This is a genomic window from Angustibacter sp. Root456 (assembly GCF_001426435.1).
In the GTDB taxonomy this organism is placed as follows: Bacteria; Actinomycetota; Actinomycetes; order Actinomycetales; family Angustibacteraceae; genus Angustibacter.
Map to the genome: position 1 here is coordinate 131,326 of NZ_LMER01000016.1, position 25,617 is coordinate 156,942.

Below are 25,617 nucleotides of genomic sequence, written 5' to 3' on the forward strand. Positions count from 1 at the left end.
ATGTTGTTCCGCCCCAACGGTTACCCTCGCTGAACCGATGAGTACCTCAGCCGCCTCCCACCTGCCTCCCGCGTTTCCCGGGCGGGCTCCGTGGGGTACCGCCGCCAAGCTGCGCGCCTGGCAGGCGGCTGCCCTCGAGCAGTACCTCGCCGAGCGACCCCGCGACTTCCTGGCCGTCGCCACCCCCGGCGCGGGCAAGACGACCTTCGCGCTGCGGGTGGCCACCGAGCTGCTCGACCGCGGCGAGATCACCCGCGTCGCCGTGGTGGCTCCCACCGAGCACCTCAAGCGCCAGTGGGCCGACGCCGCGCACCGGGTGGGCATCCGGATCGACCCGGAGTTCCGCAACGCCCACGGCACCCACGGGCGCGACTTCGACGGCGTGGCGCTCACCTACGCGCAGGTCGCGAGCCGCCCGCTGCTGCACCGTGCGCGCACCGAGGCCGCACGCACGCTCGTGATCCTCGACGAGGTGCACCACGGCGGCGACGCGCTGTCATGGGGCGACGCCGTCCGCGAGGCGTTCGAGCCCGCCACCCGCCGGCTGAGCCTCACGGGCACGCCGTTCCGCTCCGACACGGCCGCGATCCCGTTCGTCACCTACGCCGAGGACGCCGACGGCGTGCGCCGCTCGAAGGCGGACTACTCCTACAACTACGGCGACGCGCTGCGCGACGGCGTGGTGCGTCCGGTGATCTTCCTCGCGTACTCCGGCCAGATGCGCTGGCGCACGCGCGCCGGTGACGAGGTGAGCGCCCGACTCGGTGAGCCGCTGACGAACGACATGACCGCCCACGCGTGGCGCACCGCGCTGGACCCCAAGGGCGAGTGGATGGGGTCGGTGCTGCGCGCCGCCGACACCCGCCTGTCAGAGGTGCGTCGCGGCGTGCCGGACGCCGGCGGGCTGGTGATCGCCACCGACCAGACCCAGGCCCGCGCCTACGCCTCGCTGCTGCGGGGCATCACCGGCGAGCCGCCGGTCGTCGTCCTGTCCGACGACACCGGTGCCTCCGAGCGGATCGAGCAGTTCAGCACCGGTGAGCAGCGCTGGATGGTGGCCGTGCGCATGGTGTCGGAGGGCGTGGACGTCCCGCGCCTGGCCGTCGGCGTCTACGCCACCTCGACGGCGACGCCGCTGTTCTTCGCCCAGGCGGTCGGCCGCTTCGTGCGGGCCCGGCGGCGTGGTGAGACGGCGTCGGTGTTCCTGCCGAGCGTGCCGACGCTGATGCAGCACGCCGGTGAGCTGGAGCTCGAGCGCGACCACGCCCTCGACCGCCCCCGTGCCGCCGACGACGACGGTCTGTGGTCGCCCGAGGACGCGCTCGTCGCCGAGGCGAACCGGCCCGAGAAGGCGTCCGGCGAGCAGGACCTGCTGCCGTTCGAGGCGCTGGAGGCCCAGGCGGAGTTCGACCGCGTGCTCTTCGACGGCGGCGAGTTCGGCACCGCGGCGCTCGTCGGCAGCGAGGAGGAGCAGGACTACCTCGGCCTGCCCGGGCTGCTCGAGCCCGACCAGGTGGCCGTGCTGCTGCGGCAGCGGCAGGCCGCGCAGCAGAAGGGCCGCGCGCGGCGCGGCGAGCCGGAGCCCGAGCGGGCGACCCACCGCGAGGTCGCGGCGCTGCGCAAGGAGCTGCACACGCTCGTCGGCGCCTGGGCCAAGCGCACGGGGCAGCCGCACGCCACCGTGCACGCCGAGCTGCGGCGCACCTGCGGTGGCCCGGCGGTGCCCCAGGCAGGCGCGGAGCAGGTGCGCGAACGTATCGAGACGCTGCGGCGCTGGTTCGTCGGCAAGCGCTGACTCCCAGCCGTGGCCCGGCGGGCACCCAGGTTCTTGACAGGTTGCGCGGCGCACGATCGTGGTGAGGTCCCGTCGAGGGGAGCCACCATGTCGCTGCTCGGACGTCCGCTGCTCGTGCTGCTCACGCTGCTCGCCGTGGGTCTGCCCGTGGCCACCGCGCTGGTGTGGAACCGCCTGGGGCGGCGCCGGGTCGTGCGGTGGTCGGCGCGCACCGCGCTCCTGGTGGTCACCCAGCTGAGCGCGGTGCTGGTCGCCGGCGCCGCACTCAACGACTACGGCTACTTCTACGGGTCGTGGTCGGAGCTGTTCGCCGCGGGTGCGTCGTCGGCGCCGGTCCGCACGAGCGGCGGGCCGTCGCGCACGGCGGCCGCCGGCGGCCCTGCGGTCGTGTCGACGTCCGGGATCCGGATCGTGGCCGACGTCGGCGCGCGGACGCCGGCCCAGTGGGCTCGCGTCGGGCGGACCCTCGCGGTGCGGATCTTCGGCGCGGCGTCACAGCTCGCCTCGCCCGCCTACGTCTGGTTGCCACCGCAGTACTTCGCCCCGGGCCGCGCCCGGGCCTTCCCCGCCGTCGAGGTGCTCGGCGGCTACCCCGGCAGCGCCCTCGGGCTCGTACGTCACATGGACTACCCCGGCGCGGTGCTGGCCGAGGTTGGCGCCCACCGCGCGGCACCGGTGGTGCTGGTGATGCTGCGCCCTGCCGTGGTCTACCCGCGCGACACCGAGTGCACCAACGTGCCGGCCGGACCGCAGGTCGAGACCTTCCTCGCTCAGGACCTGCCCGCCGCGATCGACGCCGGCCTGCGCGTGCGCCCGACCGCCTGGGGTGTCATGGGCGACTCCACCGGCGGCTACTGCGCCACCAAGATCACGATGGACCACTTCGACCGGTTCCGGGCGGGCGTCGCGCTGTCGGGCTACTTCACGGCGCTGCACGACCGCACGACGGGTGACCTGTGGGGCGGGTCGAGCACCTTGCGCCACCTCAACGACCTCGAGTGGCGGCTGCGGCACCAGCCGCCGCCGCCGACGTCGCTGTTCATCGCGATCTCGCGGGACGAACGGGGGCCGAACGGCTACGCCGACACCCGACGCTTCCTGGCGCTGGTGCACAGGCCGTTGCAGGTGACGACGATGGTGCTGGCGTCCGGCGGCCACAACTTCGGGTCGTGGGGCCGCGAGATGGGTCCGGCGATCGACTGGCTCTCGGCGCGGCTCGGGGGCTCGGTCACCGCGGTGACGACGTCAGGGCCGCCAGCACGAGCCGGGCGATGAGCGCGTGCCCCGCGGCGTTGGGATGGTCGCCGTCGTCGGCCAGCAGGCCTGTCGGGTCGCTGCGGCCTTCGGCGCCCTTGAAGGGTGCGTAGAGGTCGAGGCACGTGGCTGCGGCCGCGGTCACCTCGGGGCACAAGGCCGCGTTGAACGCGCGGGTCAGCCGGTCGCTCCAGGCCAGGTAGGCGGTGCCGCGGTCGTCGCGGCCGACGTCGCCGTCCTCGAACACGTTCCAGTAGTCGGTGACGATCACGCGGGTGGGGTGACCGACTCGCAGCGCCCGCACCTCGCGCACGACGTCCGCGACCCGCGACGTCACCGCCGCGACGTCGCGCTGTGCGCAGGCGTCGTCGCAGGTGCCGGCGTCCCACGCCTGCAGGGCCGGTGCGAGGTCGTTGGCGCCCACGGTGATCACGTCGGCGTCGGCGCGGCGCACGTCGGCCCGCACGCCGGGGTCGTGCCGCACCAGGTCGAGCAGCTGAGCGCTGGTCTGGCCGGGTCGTCCGCGGTTGGTGGAGCTCACCGGCTGTCCGCTCGCCGTGCTGAGGTCATGGGCCAGCAGCCGGACGAAGTCGACGCACCCGCACGCGCTGCCTGCGGTGACCGAGTCACCGAGGCCGAGCACGTCGTGCACGACGGCACCGGACGCCGCGGGTCTCGGGCCCGGCGCCGCCGTCCGGTGGGGGGCCGCCGAGCACGCGCTGAGCAGCGCGAGTCCCAGCGCTCCCACCAGCCACAGGAGCACCACCTGACGCCGCCCGGCGCGGACCAGCACCCCACCAGTGGAACACGTCGCGGCCGGTCGTCGTTGACCTCCGTATGGCTACGACGGCACTGACCCCTGAGACCCACGACGAGACCGTCCAGGACGGCATCGTCCTCATCGACTTCTGGGCGGAGTGGTGCGGCCCGTGCCGCCAGTTCGGTCCCGTCTTCGAGCGCGTGAGCGAGGAGAACCCGGACGCGCGGTTCGTGAAGGTCGACACCGAGGCTGAGCCCGAGCTCGCCGCCCGCTACGGCGTGACGTCGATCCCCATGCTGGTGATCTACCGCGACGGCATCCCCGTGTTCGGCCAGCCGGGCGCGCTGCCCCAGCCCGCCCTGGAGGACCTGCTGCGCCAGGTGCGCGAGCTGGACATGGACCAGGTCAAGGTCGCCTACGAGCAGCAGCTGGCCTCGGCGCAGGCCGGCGGCAGCGACCGCAAGGCGAGCACCGACCCGACGTCGTTCTGACCCTCTCCTGCACGAGCGAGGGCCCCGCCGGTGACCGGCGGGGCCCTCGTCGCGTGCGGTGGCCGCTCAGCGCTCGTCCGAGCCGCCTGCACGACGCGCGCGCAGGGCGGCCTGGACGGCCGTGACCGCGAGCCAGGCACCCAGGAACACCAGCCAGGCCGACAGGCCCCAGTCATCGTCCAGCACGAGCGTGGCGACCACCAGGCCGACGACGACGGCGACGAGCCCGGCCAGCTGCTGCCCGGCCCAGCGACGCCAGGTCACTTGATGCACTTCTTGGTCCACACGGAGAACACGAAGAAGTCGGCGATGCCGTACGCGCCACGCACCTTCACGCACCGCTTGTGCGCGATGCCGTAGTCGAGCTGGCTCTTCATCGTGGAGTACCGCCGCTTCATCAGGTAACCGCACACGGCCTTGGCGACAGCGTTGGGGATCTTGCCGCACAGGGCGCCGACCACCGCGGACACCGGTGCACCGTAGCGGTCCATGATGAGCTTGTTGCGCCACATCTCCGACCAGTAGTACTCGACGTACCAGACCGGCACCCGGTAGAAGCCGATGCTGTACTTGGGGTCAGCCACCACGGGGAAGGTGGCGCCCCGCGTGTCGACGACCTGGCGCAGCGTGCCGTCGGCCTGCAGGCGGTAGTGCGTCGGCAGGCTGCGCCCGCGCGCGTCGCGTGCCCACGGCGCCGCCACGGTGCCGACCACGGTGCGGCCGTCGACGACGATCAGGCTCCCGTCGTCCGCGGGCTCGAGCTGGTGCCCCTTCGGCAGCGCGTTCGCGAAGTCGATCGTGGCCGCGGCGCCGCCGTGCGCCGCGTCGAGCACGGCGATCACCGACACGTGGCGCGACGAGCGGTGCACGAGCGTCGGCACGGGGCGGCCCTGTGCCGTGGCTGGTCGCACGGCCAGCCCGGCCGTGGTCTCGGGTGCGGTCAACGCCCGCACGCCGTCCCCGGTGACCGTCTCGGCCACGCGCGTTGCCGTCGCGAGCGCGTCCGGGCGTGGCTGCGTGGCCGGCCGCGCCTGCGCCGGCAGCGCGACGGTGGCGGCCACAGCGGTGGCCACCGCGGCGGCGGTCAGCCCTCTCCAGGCCATGAGCCTGGTCGTCGTCCTCAACCTCATCGTTGCCCCTTCGTGAGCGGCGAGCGCGTGTGTCGCGACGCCGAGGGCCGGGACGCTAGGTGACAAGTGACAAACCCGACAATGCGCCGCCGGTCGTTGCCATCGCCGTCCGCAATGGCTGCGAACAGCGGGCGTTAGGCTCGCGCCGTGACCCAGACCGTCGAGCCCCGACCGATCACCGACCGCGCCCGCCCGGACGTCGATCTCGCCGTCCTCGAGGAGGTCCAGCGGCGCGTGCTGTGGCTCAGCACGCGCATCGTCGACAGCGCGAACCGTGAGCGGCCGCACACCGACGGCGTCAAGGTCGGCGGTCACCAGGCATCGAGTGCCTCGATGGTGAGCGCGATGACCGCGCTGTACTTCTCGCACCTCGACGCCGCCGACCGGGTGAGCGTCAAGCCGCACGCGAGCCCGGTGTTCCACGCGATCCAGTACCTGCTCGGCAACCTCGACGGCTCGTACCTCACCCGCCTGCGCGACCGCGGCGGCCTGCAGTCGTACCCGAGCCGCACCAAGGACCCCGACGAGGTCGACTTCTCGACCGGCTCGGTGGGGCTCGGCGCAGCGGCGCCGCTGTTCGCCGCGGCCGTGCGCCGCTACGTCGACGCGCACTTCGGCGAGCGACCGCGCTCGCGGTTCGTCGCGCTGCTGGGTGACGCCGAGCTCGACGAGGGCAACATCTGGGAGGCCGTGGCCGACTCGGCGACGGCGGGCCTGGGCAACGTCATGTGGGTCGTGGACTTCAACCGCCAGTCACTCGACCGCGTCGTGCCCGGCATCCGCATCGACCAGTGGCGCTCGGCGTTCGAGGCCGCCGGCTGGCACGTGCTGGAGGTCAAGTACGGCCGGCGGCTGCAGCAGTTCTTCGACCGCCCGGGCGGTGGGGCGCTGCGGCGGTGGATCGACGCCATGCCCAACGAGCAGTACCAGTCGCTGTTCGGCCTCAACGGGCCCGCGCTGCGCGAGCGCTTTCTCGACGGCGCTCCCGACGACGTGGCGCCGCTCGTGGCGGACGTGCCCGACGACGACCTGGGCGTGCTGGTGACCGACCTGGGTGGCCACGACCTCGGCGCCCTGCTCGAGGCCTTCACCGCCTGCGACGCCGAGACGACCCGGCCCAGCGTGGTGTTCGCCTACACCGTCAAGGGGTGGGGCCTGCCGATCGCCGGCAACCCGCGCAACCACTCGGCGCTGCTGACCGGTGAGCAGGTCGATGCGCTGCGGGCCGAGATGGGCCTGGACGCCGGCACCGAGTGGGACCAGCTCGACCCCGCCAGCCCGGAGGGGCAGTGGGCTGGACGCCGGGCCCAGCAGCTGCGCCGTCCGCCGCGCTCGGCGAGCCTCGACGTCGCCGTGCCCGACGCCACCGGCGTGCGCGCCACCAAGGCGGTGTCGACGCAGGAGGTCTTCGGGCGCGTGCTCGTCGACCTGTCGCGCGACACCGCGGTGGCGCCGTACCTCGTGACCACGGCGCCCGACGTCGCCACCAGCACCAACCTCGCCGGCTTCATCAACCGCACCGGCGTCTTCGCCCCCGAGCAGGTGCGGTCGTGGAACGAGGACCCGCTGCTGAAGTGGGCGCAGGGGCCGACGGGCCAGCACATCGAGCTGGGCATCTCGGAGATGAACCTGTTCCTGCTGCTCGGGCAGCTGGGCCTGTCGTGGGACCTGTCCGACCAGCCGCTGCTGCCCGTCGGCACGGTGTACGACCCCTTCGTCTGCCGCGGCCTCGACGCCTTCATCTACGGCACCTACTCCGGCGCGCGCTTCCTGGTCGCCGGCACCCCGAGCGGCATCACCCTGGCCCCGGAGGGTGGCGCGCACCAGTCGACCATCACGGCGTCGATCGGTGTCGAGCTGCCCGGCGTGACGTTCATCGAGCCGGCGTACGCCACCGCCCTCGACTGGCTGATGTGCCACGCGGTGGGCCGCATGGCCGCGGGCGCGGCGCCCACCACGAGCGCGGCGCCGGTCGAGGACGGCGCCTACTACCTGCGGCTGTCGACCCGACCCATCGAGCAGGGTCCCTTCGAGGCGGCCCGCCGGCGACTCGGCGACGCGGTGCTGCGCCGCCAGGTGCTCGCCGGTGCCTACCGGCTGCTCGACGCCCACGTCGAGCACCCCGAGCTCGCCGAGCAGGGTGCGCCGGTGGTGCAGCTCGTCGCGTCCGGCGCGGTGCTGCCCGAGGTGCTGCAGGCCTCGGCCGAGCTGGCCGACGAGGGCATCGCGGCGCACGTCGTCGACGTCACGAGCCTGGGCCGCCTCTACTCCGCCTGGCAGCGCACGCTGCGCCAGGGCGTGCGCACCGCCACCGCACCGAGCCTGCCCGGCGCGCTGCGGACGGCGTTCGGCACCGAGCGCACGCCGCTGGTCACGGTGCACGACGCCGCCAGCCACACGATGGCCTGGCTCGGCTCCGCCCTCGGCGTGCCGTGCGTGCCGCTCGGCGTCGACGAGTTCGGCCAGTCCGGCGACGTCGGCCAGCTCTACGAGCTGCACGACCTCACGCCGGGAAGCGTGGTCAACGCCGCCCTCGCCGCGCTGAGCCTCGCCTGAAGCCCTCGCCGCGATGACCACCGGCCGTCCCGAGACGTCGCAGACGCTCGACCGCGGGCTGCAGCTGCTGCTGCTCCTGGCCGAGCACGACGGTGGCCGCACCGTCACCGAGCTGGCGGCGGCCCTCGGGGTGGCGCGGCCCGTCGTCTACCGGCTGCTCGCCACGCTGGAGGAGCGGCACTTCGTCACCCGCACGGACGACGGCCGCGTGCGGCTGGGGTTGGGCGTGCTGGCGCTCGCGACACGCGTGCAGCCGATGCTGCGCGAGGTGGCCACGCCGCTGCTGCGCTCGCTCGCCGACCAGGTGGGCGCCACCGCGCACCTCACGCTGGCCGACGGCGACGAGGGTCTGGCGGTGGTGGTGGTCGAGCCGCAGTGGACGCAGTTCCACGTGGCCTACCGGGTCGGCAGCCGCCACCCGCTGGAGCGCGGCGCCGCGGGCCGGGCGGTCCTCGCGATCCGCGAGGGGAGCGGCGACCTCGCGTTCAGCGACGGCGAGCTGCAGGAGGGCGCGCACGGTGTCTCGGTGGGGTGGCGGGTCGGCACGCTCGAGGGATCGGTGGGCGTCGTCTCGCTGACCCCGCTGGACCCGGGCGAGGTCGGGGCCGCCGTCCGCCGCGCAGCTACCGCGCTCACGGCCCGCCTGGCGTCCTAGCGCGAGCCGGCGCGCACGAGGGGGAGGACTCGGTGCTCGACCACGGTGGCCAGGGCCACGACGGTCGAGGTGCGCACGATGTCCTCGTCGGCGACGAGGTCGTCGATCACCCGCTGCAGGTCGTCGTTGTCACGGGCGACGAGCCGGCACATGAGGTCGCCCTGGCCGGTGATGGTGTGCACCTCGAGGATCTCCGGGATCGCCGCCAGGTGAGCGGTGACGCGGTCGCGGCGGCCCTGGCGGATCTCGAGGTTGGCGAACGCGGTGACCCGGTAGCCCAGGGCCGCCGGGTCGAGGGCGGGCGCGAACGAGCGGATCACGCCGCGGTCGACCAGGCGGTCGAGGCGCGCTTGCACCGTGCCGCGCGCGACGGCGAGCCGCCGGGCTGCTTCGAGCACGGGGATGCGGGGCGACTCGGTGAGCAGCGCGATGAGCCGGACGTCGAGGTCGTCGACCGCGGGCTGCGGCTCTGGAGTGGTCATAGTGCCCAGTATGGCGGCATAGCACCTGGTCAGTGTGCGCAATCTGCCCAGCCGATCGGCGCCCTGTTGCCCACGCTGCCCGCCCAGGCCACCCTCGGTGGCACACCCCGCAGTCTCACCGAGGAGCGCCATGTCCACGCAGACGCCCGACCCGATCACCCTGACGCCCGACGAGCGCGCGGCCGAGCTCGACCTCGACCAGCTGAAGCAGCTCGTCGGCCTGGTCGAGTACGACGAGACCAAGGACCCGTTCCCCGTCACCGGCTGGGACGCCGTGGTGTTCGTCGTCGGCAACGCCACGCAGGCGGCGCACTACTACCAGTCGGCCTACGGCATGGAGCTCATCGCCTACAGCGGCCCCGAGACCGGCAACCGCGACCACCACGCCTACGTGCTGAAGAGCGGCTCGATCAAGTTCGTGCTCAAGGGTGGTGTCGCCCCTGACAGCCCGCTGCACGACCACCACCGCGCGCACGGCGACGGCGTGGTCGACATCGCGCTCGAGGTGCCGAACGTCGACAAGTGCATCGAGCACGCGCGGGCCATGGGCGCCACGATCGTCGAGGAGCCGCACGACGTCAACGACGAGCACGGCACCGTGCGCCTGGCGGCGATCGCGGCGTACGGCGACACGCGCCACAGCCTGGTGCAGCGCAAGGACTACCACGGCGTCTACCTGCCCGGCTACGTCGAGCGGAAGGGCAGCTACGTCAAGCGTCCCGGCTCCCCGAAGCGCATGTTCCAGGCCCTCGACCACGTCGTCGGCAACGTCGAGCTCGGCAAGATGAACGACTGGGTCACCTTCTACAACAAGGTCATGGGCTTCGTGAACATGGCCGAGTTCATCGGTGACGACATCGCCACCGACTACTCGGCGCTCATGAGCAAGGTCGTCGCCAACGGCAACCACCGCGTGAAGTTCCCGCTCAACGAGCCGGCGATCGCGAAGAAGAAGAGCCAGATCGACGAGTACCTCGAGTTCTACCGCGGCCCGGGCGCCCAGCACCTGGCACTGGCGACGAACGACATCATCGCCACGGTCGACGCCATGCGCACCGAGGGCGTGGAGTTCCTCGACACCCCGGACTCCTACTACGAGGACCCCGAGCTGCGCGCTCGCATCGGCGAGGTCCGCGCGCCCATCGAGGAGCTGCAGAAGCGGGGCATCCTCGTCGACCGCGACGAGGACGGCTACCTGCTGCAGATCTTCACCAAGCCCGTGGGCGACCGCCCGACGGTGTTCTTCGAGCTCATCGAGCGGCACGGCTCGCTCGGCTTCGGCAAGGGCAACTTCAAGGCCCTCTTCGAGGCGATCGAGCGCGAGCAGGAGCGCCGCGGCAACCTCTGAGATCCAGCCGAGCAGCCGGCCCCCGGACCCCTCAGGGTCCGGGGGCCGAGTGCTGGAACAATGGCGCGGGTGACCTCACCTCGGCCCGGCTGGTACCCCGATCCCCACGTGGCGCAGCAGATGCGCTGGTGGGATGGCTCGGCGTGGACCGACGACACCTACGAGCGCGCGGAGCCGATCGAGGACTGGACCCGGCCCGCCACCCCGGCGGCCACCGTCGGCGCGCGACCCGTCGCCACCACGGACGACGGCGCCGCGCTCGCGAGCTGGTGGGCCCGAGCCGGGGCCCGGCTGATCGACCTGGTGATCACCTCGGCGCTCTCGTGGCTGGTGGCCTTCCCGCAGGCGCGGGTGGCGACGGCGTCGTTCGTCGACCAGTTCAGCGCGGCCATGCGCGCGGCTGAGGCGGGCGACCCAGCGCCGGCCTTCGTCTACGACGCCGAGATGCTGCAGGCGCTCGCGGTGATCTCGCTCGTCAGCCTCGGTGTCACCTTGGCCTACGAGATGGCGTTCCTGCTCTGGAAGGCCGCGACCCCCGGCAAGCTCGCGCTCGGGCTGCGCGTGCGACGGCTGGTCGCCGACCAGAAGCTCACGGTCGACGTCGTGCTGCGGCGCTGGCTCGGCTTCGAGGCCGCGTCGTCCCTGCCCTACGTGGGCACGGCGTACCTGTTCGTCGACATCGTGTGGCCCGTGCGCGACCCGAGGCGCCAGGCGTTGCACGACAAGCTCGCCGGCACGGTGGTCGTGCGCCGCTCGCAGCCCGGTCGAGCGGCGAGGTAGGTCGCAGGGGCGGCGCGGCCGGTCAGCGGGCGGGTTGGATGGTGCCGCGCACCTCGCCGAGCGCCAGACGGCCCCCACCGGTGGCGGGCGCCGTCGCGCGCAGGACGACGGTGTCGCCGTCCTCGAGGAACCCGCGAGTCGTGCCGTCGGCCAGCTCGATCGGCTCGCTGCCGTTCCAGGTGAGCTCGAGCAGCGAGCCGCGCTCGTCGCGCTCGGTGCCTGACACGGTGCCGCTGGCGAACAGGTCGCCGGTGCGCAGGCTGGCGCCGTTGACGGTCAGGTGCGCGAGCATCTGAGCCGGTGACCAGTAGAGCGTGCGGTACGGCGGCCGCGCGACCACCTGGCCGTTGAGCTCGATCTCGATGGCGAGGTCGAAGCCGAAGAGGGCGCTGGAGTCGTTGCCGCGCAGGTAGTCCAGAGGTTCTGGGTGCTGCTCGGGCAGCGGGATGCGGGCGGCGGACAGCGCGGCCATCGGCGTGACCCACGCCGACACGCTCGTGGCGAACGACTTGCCGAGGAACGGGCCGAGCGGCACGTACTCCCAGGCCTGGATGTCGCGCGCGCTCCAGTCGTTGAGCAGCACCACGCCGAACACGTGCTCGTCGAAGTCGTCGACGTCGACCCGCGACGCCAACGCGGACGGCGTGCCGACGACGAAGCCGACCTCGGCCTCGATGTCGAGCCGGATGCTCGGGCCGAACGCCGGGTGGGTATCGGCGGGGGTCTTGCGCTGACCGGTGGGCCGGACGACGTCTGTGCCGCTCACCACCACCGTGCCGGCGCGGCCGTGGTAGCCGATCGGCAGGTGCTTCCAGTTCGGCGTGAGGGCCTCGCCGTCAGGCCGGAAGATGCGCCCCACGTTGGTGGCGTGGTGCTCACTGGCGTAGAAGTCGACGTAGTCGGCGACCTCGAACGGCAGGTGCAGCGTGACGGCGTCGAGCGGCAGCAGGTGCGGCGCGACGAGCTCGGCGTTGGCGTCCTGGGTGAGCAGGTCGACCAGCCACTCGCGTGTGGCGTCCCACTGGGCGCGGCCGGCGGCCAGGAAGGCGTTCAGTGTGGGCTGGGCGAGGGCGCCGGAGATCGCGAGCCCGTCGGCCGCGGCCACGGGCGCGGCGTCGAGCACGTGGTCGCCGACCCTGACACCCACGCGCGGTGCCTCCTCGGCGGTGGAGAAGACGCCGTAGGGCAGGTGGTCGAGGCCGTAGGGGGAGTCGGCGGGCAGGTCGATCGCGGTCATTGCTGCTCCGGTGCGGTCGTCGGTGCGGTCGTCAGGCCCAGCCGGGCCAGCTCGGTGATGGGGTCGGTGACGCCGCAGCACCCGAATGACGCGAACGACGCACGCAGCCGCGAGACGGCCTCGGTGTCGAGCGCCTGCAGCCGCTCGGCCAGGGCCCGACCGTCGCGCTCGGCGAGCACCTCGGCCATGGCGGCCTCGTCGTCGAGACTCGCGGCCAGCAGGACGTTGGCGACGCCGTGCTGCTCGAAGCCGTGGTCGGGGTCGGTGGTGCGCACGGCGTGGTGCAGGCCGGCCGTGAGCTTGAACCGCAGGGACCGCTGCTTCGCGGCGGCGATGAAGTGCGCGAGCTCGGCCTCGCTCGGGTGGTCGTCGGGCTCCAGGCCGCCGGTGCGGAACTTGGCGTGGGTGCCGATCGCGGCCACCGCGTCGAGGTCGCGGTCGACCTCGTGGCGTGACACCTCGAGCCACACCGGCAGGCCGAGCTCGGTGGCGGGCTTGAGCGTGAGCGGGTCCGACACCGGCAGCTCGAGGCTCACGACCTCGGCCCGGTCGTCGCGCTGCAGCTGACCGACCATGGTGGGCAGGATGCCCGGGTCCTCCGCGCCGGGGCGCACCACGAGCGCGACGCGCAGGCACTCAGCCGGCTCCAGCAGGGGCGCGAGCGTCGAGGACTCCCCCGCCCGCACGAGCAGCGGCCCGACGGCGTCGGCGAAGGGCGAGCGGCGGTAGCCGCGGTGGGCCTCGACCGCCTCGCGCACCGGCGCGTTGCCCGGCGGGAAGACGGCCGCGTCGTCGATCAACGCGTGCAGCAGGGCGGTGGTTGACATGCCTGGCACGGTAGCGCACCGTAGCGTCGTTGACAGGACAGCTGCGTCCGATAATCGGACGCACTGCGTCGGGTGAAGCGCGAGCACTGGAGGACCCGTGGCCTACTACCGCAGCGTCGGTGAGATCCCGCCCAAGCGGCACACCCAGTTCCGGCGGCCCGACGGTGGCCTCTACAGCGAGGAGCTCATGGGTGAGGAGGGCTTCTCGTCCGACTCCTCGCTGCTCTACCACCGCCACATCCCGTCGGCCATGAGTGACGCCCGGGTCTGGGATCTGCCCGACCTGTCAACGACGCCCAACCACCCGCTGCGGCCGTTCCACTTCAAGCTCCATGACCTCTTCCCTGGCGAGGCGCCCGGCCAGGGCCTCGACGTCGTGCGACACCGCAGGCTCGTGCTCGGCAACGGCGACGTCCGCATCTCGTACGCAGTGAGCGACACCCCGTCCCCCTACTACCGCAACGCGATCGGTGACGAGTGCGTCTACGTCGAGTCTGGGGCGGCGACGGTCGAGACGGTGTTCGGCGCGCTCGAGGCGCGGCAGGGTGATTTCGTGGTGATCCCGCGCGCCACGGTGCACCGCTGGGTGCCTCAGCCGGACGCCGGTCCGCTGCGCGCCTACTGCATCGAGGCCAGCAGCCACATCGGGCCCCCCAAGCGCTACCTGTCGAAGTACGGCCAGCTGCTCGAGCACAGCCCCTACTGCGAGCGCGACCTGCACGGCCCCACCGAACCGCTGCTCGTCGAGGGGCCGGACGTCGAGGTCTACACCAAGCACCGCGGCAACGGACCGTCCGGCATCGTCGGCAGCGTCGTCGTCCAGACCCAGCACCCGTTCGACGTGGTCGGCTGGGACGGCTGCCTGTACCCCTACACCTTCAACGTGTCCGACTTCGAGCCGATCACCGGCCGCGTGCACCAGCCACCGCCCGTGCACCAGGTGTTCGAGGGCTGGAACTTCGTCATCTGCGCCTTCGTGCCGCGCAAGGTCGACTACCACCCGCTCGCCGTGCCGGTGCCGTACTACCACTCCAACGTCGACAGCGACGAGGTCATGTTCTACGTCGACGGCGACTACGAGGCCCGCAAGGGCAGCGGCATCGGCAAGGGCTCGGTGTCGCTGCACCCCGGTGGCCACAGCCACGGCCCGCAGCCGGGCGCCGTCGAGGCCGCGCTGGGCAAGGACTACTTCGACGAGCTCGCGGTGATGGTCGACACCTTCAAGCCCCTGGAGATGGGCGAAGGCGCCGTCGCCAGTGACGACGGCGCCTACGCCTGGAGCTGGTCCGGAGGCCGTGCGGCCCCCGAGGGCGGTCGTTAGACCCTGCCGCGGCGACCCGTGAAGCTGAGGATCAGGCCGACGACCAGGATGATCACACCGATCCAGATCAGCGCCTGACCCACGCCGGCGAACCCGATGATGGCCAGGATCACGCCGAGGATGATGAGGATCAGCCAGAGCGACATGTGAGGACCTCCCATGGTGGTTTACGCCGCGGAGGACTCCCCGACGCGGCACCACAGGTCTAGTGGACTGAGGAGCACCCCGCATCTCGAGATGATCTCCGGAGCCGCCCGGGCGGGCCCGATGCTCGACATCTCGCGGCCCATGTTTGGTCAGGTATTGCCTGGTTCGTTGTCACCCACGGGGCGTAGCGTGCGAGCCGCTCGGGAACCCGTTCTGCTCACACGTGTGGAGGCCTCGTGTCGTCTCAGCCCCCCGTCCCGCCGTCGCTACCCTCGCCGGCCGGACCTTCCGAGGGGCCCACCGGCCCCTCAGCTCTTCGCCGTCGGACCGTCCTCAGCGGTGGTGCGGCGGCCAGCGTGCTCGCCGCTGCCGGCTACGCGGCAGCCCCCGCGTCGGCGGCCGAGCGCCGCAGCGGCCACGGCAAGCCCGAGACGGTGCGCGTCACCATCATGGGCACCACCGACCTGCACGGCAGCGCCCTGAACTGGGACTACTTCAAGGACGCCGAGTACGACGACGGCAAGCACGAGGACATCGGCCTGGCCAAGATCTCGACGCTCGTGCAGGCCGTGCGGGCGACCGCCGACCACCACCCGCTGCTGCTCGACGCGGGCGACACCATCCAGGGCACCCCGCTCGCGTACTACTACGCGAAGATCGACCCCATCACGCAGGGCCACGTGCACCCGATGGCCGCGGCGATGAACCGCATCGGCTACGACGCCGCCGCCCTGGGCAACCACGAGTTCAACTACGGCATCCCGCTCCTGCGCGCCTTCCAGGACCAGCTGAAGTTCCCGCTGCTCGGCGCGAACGCGGTCGACGCCACCACCGGTCACCCGGCGTTCCCGCCGTTCGCCATCAAGCGCGTCCGCGTGGGCGACGACGAGTACGTCAAGGTCGGCATCCTGGGTCTCACCAACCCCGGCATCGCCATCTGGGACAAGGCGAACGTCGAGGGCAAGCTGAAGTTCCCCGGCCTCGTCGAACAGGCGTCGTACTGGGTGCCGAAGATCCGCAAGATGGGTGTCGACGTCCTCGTCGTCGCGGCGCACTCGGGAGCCGACACCTCCTCGTCCTACGGCGACGCGCTGCCCTACCCGGAGAACGCCTCGACGCTCGTGGCCCAGCAGGTGCCCGGCATCGACGCGATCCTCGTCGGCCACGCCCACCAGGAGATCGTCGAGCGGTTCGTCACGAACGACAGGACCGGACAGCAGGTGGTGCTCACCGAGCCCATCAAGTGGGGCATGCGGCTCAGTGTCATCGAGATCGACCTCAAGCGGCACGGCAACCGCTGGCGCGTCGTGGGCCGCCACTCGCAGGTGCTCAAGAGCAACGAGGTCAACGCCGACCCGGCGATCGTGTCGCTGATCCAGAAGGACCACGAGACGGTGCGCACGTACGTGAACTCCGTGGTGGCGCAGAACGCCACCGCGATGTCGGCGGCCACCTCGCGCTACGAGGACACCGCGGCGATGGACTTCATCAACCAGGTGCAGGGTGAGACCGTCAAGGCCGCGCTCGCGGGCACGCCGCAGGAGGGGCTGCCGGTGCTGTCGATCGCGGCGCCGTTCAACCCGGCGGCGTCCATCCCGGCCGGTGACGTGACGATCCGCGACGTCGCTGGCATGTACATCTACGACAACACGCTGCTCGGCATCACCCTCACCGGTGCGCAGGTCAAGGAGTACCTCGAGTACTCGGCGCGGTACTTCAAGCCGCAGACCAGCGCCGGCCCGGTGGCGGCGGCCGACGTCACGGGCGCCGTGACGCCGAACGCGCCGAACGGCACGCCCGACTACAACTACGACATCATGGGCGGCATCGACGCGCGGCTGACGTACAAGATCGACCTCGGCCAGGCGGTGGGCTCGCGAATCGTCGACCTGGCGTACGGCGGCTCGGCGATCGACCCGGCGCAGACGTTCGTCATCGCGATCAACAACTACCGGCAGTCCGGGGGCGGCAACTTCCCGAACGTCACGACCGCGCCCGTCGTCTACAACCGCCAGCTCGAGATCCGCCAGCTGCTCATCGACTGGGCGTCGGCCAAGGGCACCATCGACTCGTCGACCTTCTCGACGGTCGACTGGGCGCTGTACTACGGGTCCACCCCGCTGCAGATCACGTCCTGACGACGGGCTCGCCCTCGAGCAGCACACCGGCCGCGCGCAGCTCGTCGAGCGCGCGGCCGGTGGTCTGCTCGGCCACGCCCGCCGTGCGGTCGAGCAGCACGCGGGTGGTGAACCCGGCGGTCACCGCGTCGAGCGCCGTGGCCCGGACGCAGTGGTCGGTGGCGATGCCCACGACGTCGACCGACTCGATCCCGCGCTCGCGCAGCCACTCGGCCAGGCCGGTGCGACGTCCGTCGGGCTCGTCGGCGGTGGTCTGGACGGTGGTGCCCTCGAAGCCGGAGTAGGCCGCAGCGTGGGCGCCCTTGCGGAACACGGCGTCCAGCAGCTCGTGGGGCACGGCGGCGTGCAGGTCGGCACCGTGGGTGTCGGCCGTGCAGTGCCTCGGCCAGGTGTCGACGAAGTCGGGTTGGTCACTGAAGTGCTCGCCCGGGTCGACGTGCCAGTCCTGGGTGGCGACGACGTGCCGGTAGCCGCCCGAACGCATCAGGTCGGCGATGGCGGCGGCGACGTCGCTGCCACCCGCCACGGCCAGCGAGCCGCCTTCGCAGAAGTCGTTCTGCACGTCGACGACGACGAGTGCCTCGGCGGTCATGGGTGCTCCTGCTCGTAGACGGTCGGGATGGCGGGCTCGCCCTTCGACAGCTGCAGGGCGGACGCTGGAAGCGCTGCGCGAGAAGCGAAGTGGCGCTCACGGGCCGCGGCCAGCGGCTCGCGGCCGACGACCTCGCCGTCGCACACGAGCTCGACGAGCAGCGGCCGGTCGTCGCCGTCGTCCGAGGGCTGGTGGCCGATGCCGACCACCTCGGCCTGGTCGATGCCGTCCGGCCCGCGACGGCGCAGCGCCCACTTGCGGCCGGCGACGCTCACCTTGTCCTTGCTGTGCTTCGCGACGCCGATGAGCTCGCCGTCGGCGCCCTCACGCGCGACGAGCTTGTAGACCAGGCCCGCCGTCGGTGCGCCCGAGCCGGTGACCAGCGACGTGCCGACGCCGTAGCCGTCGACGGGCGCTGCGGCCAGCGCCGCGATGGCGTGCTCGTCGAGATCGCTGGTGACGATGATCCGCGTCTTCGTGGCGCCGAGCTCGTCGAGCTGACGGCGCACCTGGAAGGCCTGCACCACCAGGTCGCCGGAGTCCAGGCGCACGGCACCCAGGTCGGTGCCCGCCACCTCGACCGCTGTGCGGACGGCGGCCGCGACGTCGTAGGTGTCGACGAGCAGTGTCGTGCCGGCGCCCAGGCTGTCGACCTGCGCCGCGAACGCGGCGCGCTCGTCGTCGTGCAGCAGGGTGAAGGCGTGGGCCGCCGTGCCGGCCGTGGGGACGCCGTAGCTGCGGCCCGCCTCGAGGTTGCTCGTGGTGGCGAACCCCGCGACGTAGGCGGCGCGGGCCGCCGCGACGGCCGCCCGCTCGTGGGTGCGGCGCGATCCCATCTCGATGCACGGGCGGTCGCCGGCGGCCGCCGTCATCCGGCTGGCCGCCGCCGCCACCGCGCAGTCGTGGTTGAGGATGCTCAGCAGCAGGGTCTCGAGCACCACGGCCTCGGCGAACGAACTCTCGACGCGCAGCAGCGGCGAGCCGGGGAAGAAGCACTCGCCCTCGGCGTAGCCCCAGATCGAGCCGGTGAACCGCCAGCCGCGCAGCACGTCGAGGGTCGCGTCGTCCACCACGCCCGCGAGCTGCTCGAGCTCGGCCGGGCCGAAGCAGAACGCCTCGATGGCGTCGAGCAGCCGGCCGGTGCCCGCCACCACGCCGTACCGCCGACCCTCGGGCAGCCGGCGGGCGAACACCTCGAACACGCACCGGCGTCCGGCCGTGTCGCTGCGCAGGGCGGCCTGCAGCATGGTCAGCTCGTAGTGGTCGGTGAGCAGCGCGGTGCTCGGCGGCTGCGCCGGTGGGCAGGCGGGCGTCGTCACGCTCCTGAGCCTAGAGCGGGTGTCGTCGAGGTGCTGCGTGCGCGCCCGGCCACCTACAGTGGGGGCCGTGGTGACGTCGCCGGTCGAGCTGGACGAGCCGCGGTCGGCGGAAGACGCCGACGTCGCGCGCCCGTGGATCACCCTCGTCTGGAACGACCCGGTCAACCTCATGTCGTACGTGACGTACGTGTTCCAGTCGTACTTCGGGTACTCGCGGGCCAAGGCCGAGAAGCTCATGCTCGACGTCCACCAGAAGGGCCGGGCCGTCGTCGCCACCGGTGACCGTGAGGAGCAGGAGCGCCACGTCGAGGCGCTGCAGGGCTACGGTCTGTGGGCCACGATGCAGAAGGACGACTGAGGGAGACTGGTGGCCAAGGGCTTCCGCCGCACGCGGCGTGGCATTCGGGCGCGGCTCGACGACAACGAGCGCGGGCTGCTCGCGCATCTGCTCGTCGAGGTGCACGAGCTGCTGGACGACGACGCGGGCCCGGGCGACGACGACCCGCTGGCCCAGCTCGTCGGCATCGGCACGGCGGTCGAGCCGCCGTCCGACCCCGCACTCGCCCGGCTGCTGCCGGACGCCCACCGCGACGACCCCGAGGCCGCCGCGGAGTTCCGCCGCTACACCGAGAGCGGCCTGCGTGAGCGCAAGCGCGCCGGGCTGGAGGTGGCCCGCCGCACACTGGGCCGCGACGGCGCGCTGCTGCTCGATGACGACGAGGCGCGCGCGTGGGTGGTGGCGCTGACCGACGTCCGGCTCGTGCTCGCCTCGCGGATGGGCCTGGAGGTCGACGAGGACCACGAACGGCTCGAGGCGCTGGCCGACGAGCAGGACTCCGACGAGCCCGGGGGCCTGGGCTTCCTGCTCGCCGTCTACGACTTCCTCACCTGGCTGCAGGAGACGCTCGTCGAGGCGCTCCTGGAGCCCCTGCCCGACGGCTCCTGACCCGCCGCCTCATCGTGGTCGCTGAGCATCGCCCGTGATGCGCGACCACCACGTTGACGGGATGGGGCAGGTAGGTGAGCACGCACGGGGTGCTCCGAGCCAGCCACGGTCACGCAGGAGTGAGGCCACGTCGACGGCGACGTGGCACGCCGCCCCCGCCACGGGGCCCCAGCCGTAGCGCAGCGTGACGTCACCGACGAGCAGTGCGGCGTTGTCTCGGCGGCCGTCGCGCTCCGCCTCGTGGGCGGGGTGGTAGGCCAGGCCGTCGAGCTCGACGCGGACGCGGTACCGCTCGTACTCGACGTCGCTGTACCGGCATGCGCCATCGACGACGCGCCGCCGTTGGCGCGTGGCCGCGGGCAATCCGTGCCGCCGCTCGACGTCGCGCAGGTACCTGCGCTCCAACGGAGAGACGACACCTGCTGCGACGTCGGTCAGCACGTCCTGCATGAGCCTGCGGTGCCTCACGCGCGAGCGCTGCTCGAGGGCCTCTCGCAGCCGCGCCGGCGTCGTCAAGCGGCGCCCGCACGCACGGGTGAGCCAGCCGATCACGTCGTCCGGTGTCCGCTCGGCCGATGCGAGTTCCAGGACGGTGTGCTCGAGCCGCACCTGGGGAACCGCCGCGGCCGGGTGCTTCAGCAGGTCGTGCAGCCGGCTGCGGCGCAGGCTGACGCCCGGCGGAGCGGTGACGTGGTGCGTGGCGGGGACGACGATCTCGAGGTGGCGGGGTTCGTCGTCCACGAGTCCCTGCAGGAAGCCGGCGGTGCGGCGGTCGGCCAGCGCGTGGTCGCCTCCGTGCAGCAGCGCTGCCCTGAGGCGGGCGGCGAAGTCGTCCGGGCCGTTGTGGCAGAGGTACACGCCCGGGTGCAGCGCCCGCCACTCCCGCCGTCGTAGTCGTTGGGCCACCCACCCCCGCGAGCAGCCTGCGTGGAGGAGCTGTTGACGACTGAGCACGCCCGACTGGCCGGCGAGCAGCGCTCGGGCGGGGTCAGGGAGGTCGCGAGACACCCGAGAACTCTGCCGGGTCAGTCGCCCGCCGGTGCTGCGTCGTCCACAGGGCCACCATCGTGGTGCGAGCGCATCATCGGTGATGCTCAGCCACCACGGTGCTGCGGCGGGGGCGGGCGGGGCGGCGCGTGGTGAGGGTCACGCCCCCGATGAGCAGCGGGACGCCGCGGCGACCGTAGGCTCGGACGCGTGGCAGACGCACCCATCGGCATCTTCGACAGCGGCTACGGCGGGCTGACCGTGGCGCGCGCGGTGCTCGACCAGCTGCCGCACGAGCCGGTGCTCTACCTGGGCGACACCGCGCGCCAGCCGTACGGGCCGCGCCCCATCGCCCAGGTGCGCGAGTTCGCCCTCGAGTGCCTCGACGACCTCGTCGACCAGGGCGTGAAGCTGCTGGTGATCGCGTGCAACTCGGCCAGCGCGGCCGTGCTCAGCGACGCGCGCGAGCGGTACGACGTCCCGGTGGTGGAGGTGATCCGGCCGGCCGTGCGCCGCGCCGCGGCCGCCAGCCGGGTCGGGCACGTCGGGGTGATCTGCACGCAGGCCACCAAGACCTCCGGCGCCTACGAGGACGCCTTCGCCGCCGCGCCGCACCTGCAGGTGACGACGCAGGCCTGCCCGCGGTTCGTGCAGTTCGTCGAGGCCGGCGTCACCTCCGGCCCCGAGCTGCTGGAGGCGGCGCACGAGTACCTCGACCCCGTGGTGGCCGCGGGCGTCGACACCCTGATCCTCGGCTGCACGCACTATCCGCTGCTCACCGGCGTCATCTCCTACGTCGTCGGTGACCTCGTCACCTTGGTGAGCAGCGCGGAGGAGACCGCGAAGGACGTCTACCGCCAGCTGGTGCAGCACGACCTGCTGCGGGCCGCCCACCTGCCCGCGCCGCAGCACCGGTTCGTCACCACCGGCGACCCCGAGACGTTCGCCGAGCTCGGACGCCGGTTCCTCGGCCCCGAGATCTCGCGCGCCCAGCTGCTCGTGGCGGCGCGATGAGGCTCACCGTGGTGGGCTGCTCGGGCTCGGTGCCCGGCCCGCAGTCACCGGCGTCGTGCTACCTCGTCGAGGCCGACGGCGTGGGCGCGGACGGCGCGCCGCGCACCTGGCGCATCGCTCTCGACCTCGGCAGCGGGGCCCTCGGCGCGCTGCAGCGCCACCTCGATCCCATGACGCTGGACGCGGTGCTGCTGTCGCACCTGCACGCCGACCACTGCCTCGACCTGTGCGGCCTGTACGTGATGCTCAAGCACTCGCCGGTCGGCCCGCAGCCGCGTCCCCGCGTGCCGGTGTGGGGGCCGACGGGCACAGCCGCGCGACTCGCTCGGGCCTACGACCTGTCGCCCGAGCCGGGGATGAACCGCGAGTACGAGTTCGCCGAGTGGGCTGACGCCCAGCCGGTGGAGATCGGCCCGTTCACCGTGACGCCGATGCGCGTCAACCACCCGGTCGAGGCGTACGGCGTGCGAGTCGAGGCCGGCGGCGCGGTGCTCGCCTACACCGGTGACACCGACGCCTGCGAGGCGCTGGAGTCGTTGTGCTGCAACGCCTCGCTGATGCTGGCCGACGCGGCGTTCATCGACGGACGCGACGAGTCGAAGGGCATCCACCTGTCCGGACGCCGGGCCGCGCAGGCCGCGCTCGACGCCGGGGGTGTGCAGCGACTGGTGCTCACTCACCTGCCCCCGTGGAACGACGCAGCGCAGGTGGTCGAGCAGGCCCGCGAGGTCTGGGACGGCCCGCTCGACGTCGCCGAGCCGGGTGCGACGTACGACCTCTAGCCTGGTGGCATGTCCACCGAACCCTTGACCACTGACGCGCGCCCGGACGGGCGCGGCGTCGACGAGCTGCGACCGGTGAAGCTGACCCGCGGGTGGCTCGACCACGCCGAGGGCAGCGTGCTCGTGGAGTTCGGCCGCACCCGCGTGCTGTGCGCGGCGTCGTTCACGGCCGGCGTCCCGCGCTGGCGCAAGGGGAGCGGCCAGGGCTGGGTGACGGCCGAGTACGCGATGCTGCCACGGGCCACGAACACCCGCGGCGACCGCGAGTCGGTCAAGGGCCGCATCGGCGGCCGCACGCACGAGATCAGCCGCCTCATCGGGCGCAGCCTGCGCGCCGTGATCGACACGAAGGCGTTGGGCGAGAACACGATCGTGCTCGACTGCGATGTGCTGCAGGCGGACGGCGGCACGCGCACCGCCGCCATCACGGGCGCCTACGTGGCCCTCGCCGACGCCGTCGAGCACGCTCGGGCCCGCGGCCTCGTGGCGGCGACGGCGCAGCCGCTCACGGGCTCGGTGGCGGCGGTGAGCGTCGGCATCGTGCGCGACCGCCCGGTGCTCGACCTCTGCTACGACGAGGACGTCAGCGCGGGCACTGACATGAACATCGTGATGACCGGCGACGGCCGCTACGTCGAGGTGCAGGGCACCGCCGAGGGGAAGGCGTTCGACCGCGCGCTGCTCGACTCGCTGCTCGACCTCGGCGCGGCCGGCTGCGCCGAGCTGACCCGCCTGCAGCGCGCCGCCCTGGAGGAGAGCAAGTGAGCGCCCCCGACGGCGCGCGCCTGGTCCTGGCCACCCACAACCCGCACAAGGTCGTCGAGCTGCGCGAGATCCTCGCCGACGTGGTCGCCGAACGGGGGCTGTCGATCGACCTCGACCGCGCCGTCGTCGGTGTCGACGCGTTCGAGGGCATCGAGGACGTCGTCGAGAACGGCGCGACGTTCGCGGCCAACGCGCTGCTGAAGGCGCACTCGGTCTGCACCGTGACGGGCCTGCCCGCCCTGGCGGACGACTCCGGCCTGGCCGTCGACATCCTCGGCGGCTCGCCCGGCATCTTCTCGGCCCGCTGGAGCGGCCGAACCGATCTCGACCGGCAAGCCAAGGACCGCGCCAACGTCGAGCTCCTGCTGGCCCAGCTGAGCGACGTCCTCGACGAGCACCGGGGCGCCGGGTTCGTCTGCGCCGCAGCGCTCGTGACCCCGGACGGCACCGAGCTGGTCGAGCACGGCGAGGTGCGAGGCACGCTCGAGCGCTCCCCGCGCGGCCAGAACGGCTTCGGCTACGACCCGATCCTGCGGGTCGACGAGACGCGCACGCTGGCGGAGTACACGAACGCCGAGAAGCACGCGATCAGCCACCGCGGGAAGGCGTTGCGGGCCATCGCCCCGCACGTCGTCGACCTGCTCGCGAAGGACTGACCCCGGGTCGTCGCCCGGAACGGGTCAGCGACGACGGGCCACCGCCCTGCGTGTGATCCTGAGGCCATGATGCGGTGGCGGTGGAGTGCGCTGGCCGGAGTGGCGGCCGGGGCGCTGACGGTGGGCGTGGCCGAGCTGCTGGCTGCCGTCGCCGTGCGCCTCGGGGTGAGCGGCACCCCGTCGCCGGTCGTGGCGCTCGGGGAGGCGTTCATCGACCGCACGCCGCCCTGGCTCAAGGACCTGGCGATCTCGACGTTCGGCACCCACGACAAGACGGCTCTGCTGACCGGCATCGCCCTCGTCGTCACCGCGATGGCCGCCGCGGCCGGCCTGCTCGCGGCCCGCCACCGCGTCGCCGGGCTCCTCGTGGTCGTCGCTCTGGCAGCCGTCGCGGCGCTCGCGGTGCTGAGCCGCCCGAACGCGTCACTGTCGGGCGTGCTGCCGACGCTCGTGGGCGCGGTGTGCGGCCTGTTCGCCCTCTCGCGCCTGCTCGACCGCGAGACGGGGTGGACGTCGGCGGCCGCCGACGTGCGCGCTGCTGAGGGCCCGGCGCGGCGGGCGTTTCTCACGGGGCTGGCGGGATCGGGCGCGGTGGCGGTGCTCGCGGGAGCCGGCTCTCTCGTCGTCGCCCGCGCCTCGCGGGCCGTGCAGGCCGGCCGCGCGGCGCTGCGGCTGCCCGCCCCGACGGGCCCCGGGCCGACGCCCAGCGAGCTCGCGAGCCTCGACGTGCCCGGCATCTCGGCGCTCGTGACGCCACCCGACGTCTTCTACCGCGTCGACACGGCGCTGTCGGTGCCGCAGGTGTCGCCCGGCGACTGGCACCTGCGCGTGCACGGCTTGGTGGCCGAGCCGCTCGACCTGTCGTTCGACGACCTGCTGGCGCTGCCGATGGTCGAGCGGATGGTCACCCTCACGTGCGTGTCGAACGACGTCGGCGGTGACCTCGTGGGCAACCAGGTGTGGCTCGGCCACCCCATCCGCGAGCTGCTCGCCCGGGCACGCCCGCTGCCGGGCGCCGACATGGTGCTCTCGACCAGCGCCGACGGCTGGACGGCGGGCACGCCGCTGGACGCCCTCACCGATCCCGGCCGGGACGCACTGCTGGCGATCGCGATGGGCGGCCAGCCGCTGCCGGTGGAGCACGGCTTCCCAGTGCGAATGGTCGTGCCGGGCCTGTACGGCTACGTGTCGGCCACCAAGTGGGTCGTCGACCTCGAGGTCACGCGGTTCGACCAGGCCGAGGGCTACTGGACGCCGCGCGGGTGGTCGGCGCGCGGCCCGATCAAGACGCAGTCGCGCATCGACGTGCCGCGCGCCGGGCGCACGGTGAAGGCCGGCCGCGTCACCGTCGCGGGCGTGGCGTGGGCCCAGCACCGCGGCATCGAGCGCGTCGAGGTGCGGGTGGACGGCGGCCCGTGGCGCCCGGCGCAGCTCGCGGGCGGGGGCACGGTCGACACGTGGAGGCAGTGGACCTTCGCGTGGGATGCCACTGGCGGCGACCACACGCTGCAGGTGCGCGCGACCGACAGCACCGGGGTGACGCAGACGGCGGAGCAGGCGCCGCCGGCGCCCGACGGCGCCACCGGCTGGCACACCGTGCAGGTCACGGTGCGCTGACCCGTCCGGAGACGCGAC

The 25,617-nt window shown here is 72.9% G+C and carries 26 protein-coding genes; 16 read left to right on the plus strand and 10 right to left on the minus strand.

Annotation, left to right across the window (positions count from 1 at the left end; translation table 11 throughout):
- The first annotated feature begins 37 nt into the window (after nt 1-37).
- Together ASD06_RS10545 and ASD06_RS10550 are read left to right on the plus strand one after the other, a co-directional pair.
- Nucleotides 38-1,795 (plus strand): DEAD/DEAH box helicase, encoded by a 1,758-nt coding sequence (locus ASD06_RS10545; protein WP_056676864.1) that lies wholly within the window; start codon nt 38-40, stop codon nt 1,793-1,795.
- 87 nt (nt 1,796-1,882) lie between these two features.
- Nucleotides 1,883-3,070: an esterase family protein gene (locus ASD06_RS10550; protein ID WP_056676866.1), complete on the plus strand. Its 1,188-nt coding sequence runs from the start codon at nt 1,883-1,885 to the stop codon at nt 3,068-3,070.
- Here ASD06_RS10550 and ASD06_RS10555 read toward each other — a convergent pair.
- A complete protein-coding gene (locus ASD06_RS10555; RefSeq protein ID WP_056676869.1) occupies nt 3,024-3,842 on the minus strand; it encodes an SGNH/GDSL hydrolase family protein in 819 nt (272 codons plus the stop codon). The genes ASD06_RS10550 and ASD06_RS10555 overlap by 47 nt on opposite strands.
- A 44-nt stretch (nt 3,843-3,886) precedes the next feature.
- On the opposite strand from ASD06_RS10555, the gene ASD06_RS10560 reads away from it, so the two are divergent.
- Nucleotides 3,887-4,300, plus strand: a complete 414-nt coding sequence (locus ASD06_RS10560) for a co-chaperone YbbN (protein WP_056676872.1) — start codon at nt 3,887-3,889, stop codon at nt 4,298-4,300.
- Between the two features lie 66 nt (nt 4,301-4,366).
- Here ASD06_RS10560 and ASD06_RS10565 read toward each other — a convergent pair whose 3' ends face one another.
- Together ASD06_RS10565 and ASD06_RS10570 are read right to left on the minus strand one after the other, a co-directional pair.
- Nucleotides 4,367-4,564 (minus strand): hypothetical protein, encoded by a 198-nt coding sequence (locus tag ASD06_RS10565; protein WP_056676875.1) that lies wholly within the window; start codon nt 4,562-4,564, stop codon nt 4,367-4,369.
- Nucleotides 4,561-5,430, minus strand: a complete 870-nt coding sequence (locus ASD06_RS10570; protein WP_157371650.1) for a hypothetical protein — start codon at nt 5,428-5,430, stop codon at nt 4,561-4,563. The genes ASD06_RS10565 and ASD06_RS10570 overlap by 4 nt, the downstream gene beginning before the upstream one ends.
- A 174-nt stretch (nt 5,431-5,604) precedes the next feature.
- Between ASD06_RS10570 and ASD06_RS10575 the strand changes: the two genes are divergently transcribed.
- Both ASD06_RS10575 and ASD06_RS10580 read left to right on the plus strand, forming a co-directional pair.
- Nucleotides 5,605-7,986 carry a pyruvate dehydrogenase gene (locus ASD06_RS10575; RefSeq protein ID WP_056677158.1) on the plus strand — a complete coding sequence of 794 codons (2,382 nt, stop codon included), beginning with the start codon at nt 5,605-5,607 and terminating at the stop codon, nt 7,984-7,986.
- A 13-nt stretch (nt 7,987-7,999) separates the two neighbouring features.
- Nucleotides 8,000-8,641 (plus strand): IclR family transcriptional regulator, encoded by a 642-nt coding sequence (locus ASD06_RS10580; RefSeq protein WP_056676881.1) that lies wholly within the window; start codon nt 8,000-8,002, stop codon nt 8,639-8,641.
- Here the strand turns inward: ASD06_RS10580 and ASD06_RS10585 are convergent.
- The gene (locus ASD06_RS10585; RefSeq protein WP_056676883.1) at nt 8,638-9,123 is read right to left on the minus strand and encodes an Lrp/AsnC family transcriptional regulator; all 486 of its coding nucleotides are present in this window, start codon (nt 9,121-9,123) and stop codon (nt 8,638-8,640) included. The genes ASD06_RS10580 and ASD06_RS10585 overlap by 4 nt on opposite strands.
- Nucleotides 9,124-9,253: 130 nt before the next feature.
- On the opposite strand from ASD06_RS10585, the gene hppD reads away from it, so the two are divergent.
- Both hppD and ASD06_RS10595 read left to right on the plus strand, forming a co-directional pair.
- Nucleotides 9,254-10,471 (plus strand): 4-hydroxyphenylpyruvate dioxygenase, encoded by a 1,218-nt coding sequence (gene hppD / locus ASD06_RS10590; RefSeq protein ID WP_056676886.1) that lies wholly within the window; start codon nt 9,254-9,256, stop codon nt 10,469-10,471.
- A gap of 69 nt (nt 10,472-10,540) precedes the next feature.
- Entirely contained in the window at nt 10,541-11,251 is a 711-nt protein-coding gene (locus tag ASD06_RS10595) for an RDD family protein (protein ID WP_162248070.1), read from the plus strand.
- Between the two features lie 22 nt (nt 11,252-11,273).
- Here ASD06_RS10595 and fahA read toward each other — a convergent pair whose 3' ends face one another.
- Both fahA and ASD06_RS10605 read right to left on the minus strand, forming a co-directional pair.
- A complete protein-coding gene (fahA, locus tag ASD06_RS10600; protein ID WP_056676893.1) occupies nt 11,274-12,488 on the minus strand; it encodes a fumarylacetoacetase in 1,215 nt (404 codons plus the stop codon).
- Nucleotides 12,485-13,315 (minus strand): hypothetical protein, encoded by an 831-nt coding sequence (locus ASD06_RS10605; protein ID WP_056676895.1) that lies wholly within the window; start codon nt 13,313-13,315, stop codon nt 12,485-12,487. Before ASD06_RS10605 ends, fahA begins: the two co-directional genes overlap by 4 nt.
- 97 nt (nt 13,316-13,412) lie before the next feature.
- Between ASD06_RS10605 and ASD06_RS10610 the strand changes: the two genes are divergently transcribed.
- Nucleotides 13,413-14,636 carry a homogentisate 1,2-dioxygenase gene (locus ASD06_RS10610; protein WP_056676898.1) on the plus strand — a complete coding sequence of 408 codons (1,224 nt, stop codon included), beginning with the start codon at nt 13,413-13,415 and terminating at the stop codon, nt 14,634-14,636.
- Here the strand turns inward: ASD06_RS10610 and ASD06_RS19150 are convergent.
- Entirely contained in the window at nt 14,633-14,782 is a 150-nt protein-coding gene (locus ASD06_RS19150) for a cytochrome c biogenesis protein ResB (protein WP_162248071.1), read from the minus strand. The two genes, ASD06_RS10610 and ASD06_RS19150, sit on opposite strands and share 4 nt — an antisense overlap.
- Before the next feature lie 450 nt (nt 14,783-15,232).
- Between ASD06_RS19150 and ASD06_RS10615 the strand changes: the two genes are divergently transcribed.
- Nucleotides 15,233-16,921 carry a 5'-nucleotidase C-terminal domain-containing protein gene (locus tag ASD06_RS10615; protein WP_157371661.1) on the plus strand — a complete coding sequence of 563 codons (1,689 nt, stop codon included), beginning with the start codon at nt 15,233-15,235 and terminating at the stop codon, nt 16,919-16,921.
- Here ASD06_RS10615 and ASD06_RS10620 read toward each other — a convergent pair.
- Nucleotides 16,911-17,513 (minus strand): nicotinamidase, encoded by a 603-nt coding sequence (locus tag ASD06_RS10620; RefSeq protein ID WP_056676904.1) that lies wholly within the window; start codon nt 17,511-17,513, stop codon nt 16,911-16,913. The genes ASD06_RS10615 and ASD06_RS10620 overlap by 11 nt on opposite strands.
- Nucleotides 17,510-18,760, minus strand: coding sequence for a nicotinate phosphoribosyltransferase (locus tag ASD06_RS10625; protein WP_056677161.1), 1,251 nt, complete (start codon nt 18,758-18,760; stop codon nt 17,510-17,512). The genes ASD06_RS10620 and ASD06_RS10625 overlap by 4 nt, the downstream gene beginning before the upstream one ends.
- Before the next feature lie 139 nt (nt 18,761-18,899).
- Between ASD06_RS10625 and clpS the strand changes: the two genes are divergently transcribed.
- Nucleotides 18,900-19,190, plus strand: coding sequence for an ATP-dependent Clp protease adapter ClpS (gene clpS / locus ASD06_RS10630; protein WP_235502305.1), 291 nt, complete (start codon nt 18,900-18,902; stop codon nt 19,188-19,190).
- 9 nt (nt 19,191-19,199) lie between these two features.
- Nucleotides 19,200-19,778 carry a DUF2017 domain-containing protein gene (locus ASD06_RS10635; RefSeq protein WP_056676908.1) on the plus strand — a complete coding sequence of 193 codons (579 nt, stop codon included), beginning with the start codon at nt 19,200-19,202 and terminating at the stop codon, nt 19,776-19,778.
- Between the two features lie 9 nt (nt 19,779-19,787).
- Here ASD06_RS10635 and ASD06_RS10640 read toward each other — a convergent pair whose 3' ends face one another.
- The gene (locus ASD06_RS10640) at nt 19,788-20,786 is read right to left on the minus strand and encodes a hypothetical protein (RefSeq protein ID WP_157371651.1); all 999 of its coding nucleotides are present in this window, start codon (nt 20,784-20,786) and stop codon (nt 19,788-19,790) included.
- Nucleotides 20,787-20,975: 189 nt separating this feature from the next.
- Between ASD06_RS10640 and murI the strand changes: the two genes are divergently transcribed.
- The 5 genes from murI (at nt 20,976) to ASD06_RS10665 (ending at nt 25,599) form a co-directional block, all read left to right on the plus strand.
- Nucleotides 20,976-21,779 carry a glutamate racemase gene (murI, locus tag ASD06_RS10645; protein ID WP_056676912.1) on the plus strand — a complete coding sequence of 268 codons (804 nt, stop codon included), beginning with the start codon at nt 20,976-20,978 and terminating at the stop codon, nt 21,777-21,779.
- Complete coding sequence (locus tag ASD06_RS10650; protein WP_056676916.1) at nt 21,776-22,561, plus strand: MBL fold metallo-hydrolase; 786 nt, start codon at nt 21,776-21,778, stop codon at nt 22,559-22,561. The genes murI and ASD06_RS10650 overlap by 4 nt, the downstream gene beginning before the upstream one ends.
- A 9-nt stretch (nt 22,562-22,570) precedes the next feature.
- A complete protein-coding gene (gene rph / locus ASD06_RS10655; protein WP_056676918.1) occupies nt 22,571-23,326 on the plus strand; it encodes a ribonuclease PH in 756 nt (251 codons plus the stop codon).
- Complete coding sequence (gene rdgB, locus ASD06_RS10660; protein WP_056676921.1) at nt 23,323-23,982, plus strand: RdgB/HAM1 family non-canonical purine NTP pyrophosphatase; 660 nt, start codon at nt 23,323-23,325, stop codon at nt 23,980-23,982. Before rph ends, rdgB begins: the two co-directional genes overlap by 4 nt.
- Nucleotides 23,983-24,048: 66 nt before the next feature.
- Complete coding sequence (locus ASD06_RS10665) at nt 24,049-25,599, plus strand: molybdopterin-dependent oxidoreductase (protein WP_200942046.1); 1,551 nt, start codon at nt 24,049-24,051, stop codon at nt 25,597-25,599.
- Nucleotides 25,600-25,617 lie beyond the last annotated feature (18 nt).

Excerpts from the sequence above, each read along its gene's own strand:
- ASD06_RS10545 (WP_056676864.1), top strand. The coding sequence starts at position 38 with ATGAGTACCTCAGCCGCCTCCCACCTGCCTCCCGCGTTTCCCGGGCGG.
- ASD06_RS10550 (WP_056676866.1), top strand. The coding sequence starts at position 1,883 with ATGTCGCTGCTCGGACGTCCGCTGCTCGTGCTGCTCACGCTGCTCGCC.
- ASD06_RS10560 (WP_056676872.1), top strand. The coding sequence starts at position 3,887 with ATGGCTACGACGGCACTGACCCCTGAGACCCACGACGAGACCGTCCAG.
- ASD06_RS10570 (WP_157371650.1), bottom strand. The coding sequence starts at position 5,430 with ATGAGGTTGAGGACGACGACCAGGCTCATGGCCTGGAGAGGGCTGACC.
- ASD06_RS10580 (WP_056676881.1), top strand. The coding sequence starts at position 8,000 with ATGACCACCGGCCGTCCCGAGACGTCGCAGACGCTCGACCGCGGGCTG.
- ASD06_RS10585 (WP_056676883.1), bottom strand. The coding sequence starts at position 9,123 with ATGACCACTCCAGAGCCGCAGCCCGCGGTCGACGACCTCGACGTCCGG.
- hppD (WP_056676886.1), top strand. The coding sequence starts at position 9,254 with ATGTCCACGCAGACGCCCGACCCGATCACCCTGACGCCCGACGAGCGC.
- fahA (WP_056676893.1), bottom strand. The coding sequence starts at position 12,488 with ATGACCGCGATCGACCTGCCCGCCGACTCCCCCTACGGCCTCGACCAC.
- ASD06_RS10605 (WP_056676895.1), bottom strand. The coding sequence starts at position 13,315 with ATGTCAACCACCGCCCTGCTGCACGCGTTGATCGACGACGCGGCCGTC.
- ASD06_RS19150 (WP_162248071.1), bottom strand. The coding sequence starts at position 14,782 with ATGTCGCTCTGGCTGATCCTCATCATCCTCGGCGTGATCCTGGCCATC.
- ASD06_RS10615 (WP_157371661.1), top strand. The coding sequence starts at position 15,233 with ATGGGCACCACCGACCTGCACGGCAGCGCCCTGAACTGGGACTACTTC.
- ASD06_RS10620 (WP_056676904.1), bottom strand. The coding sequence starts at position 17,513 with ATGACCGCCGAGGCACTCGTCGTCGTCGACGTGCAGAACGACTTCTGC.
- ASD06_RS10625 (WP_056677161.1), bottom strand. The coding sequence starts at position 18,760 with ATGCTGCAGGCCGCCCTGCGCAGCGACACGGCCGGACGCCGGTGCGTG.
- ASD06_RS10650 (WP_056676916.1), top strand. The coding sequence starts at position 21,776 with ATGAGGCTCACCGTGGTGGGCTGCTCGGGCTCGGTGCCCGGCCCGCAG.
- rph (WP_056676918.1), top strand. The coding sequence starts at position 22,571 with ATGTCCACCGAACCCTTGACCACTGACGCGCGCCCGGACGGGCGCGGC.
- ASD06_RS10665 (WP_200942046.1), top strand. The coding sequence starts at position 24,049 with ATGATGCGGTGGCGGTGGAGTGCGCTGGCCGGAGTGGCGGCCGGGGCG.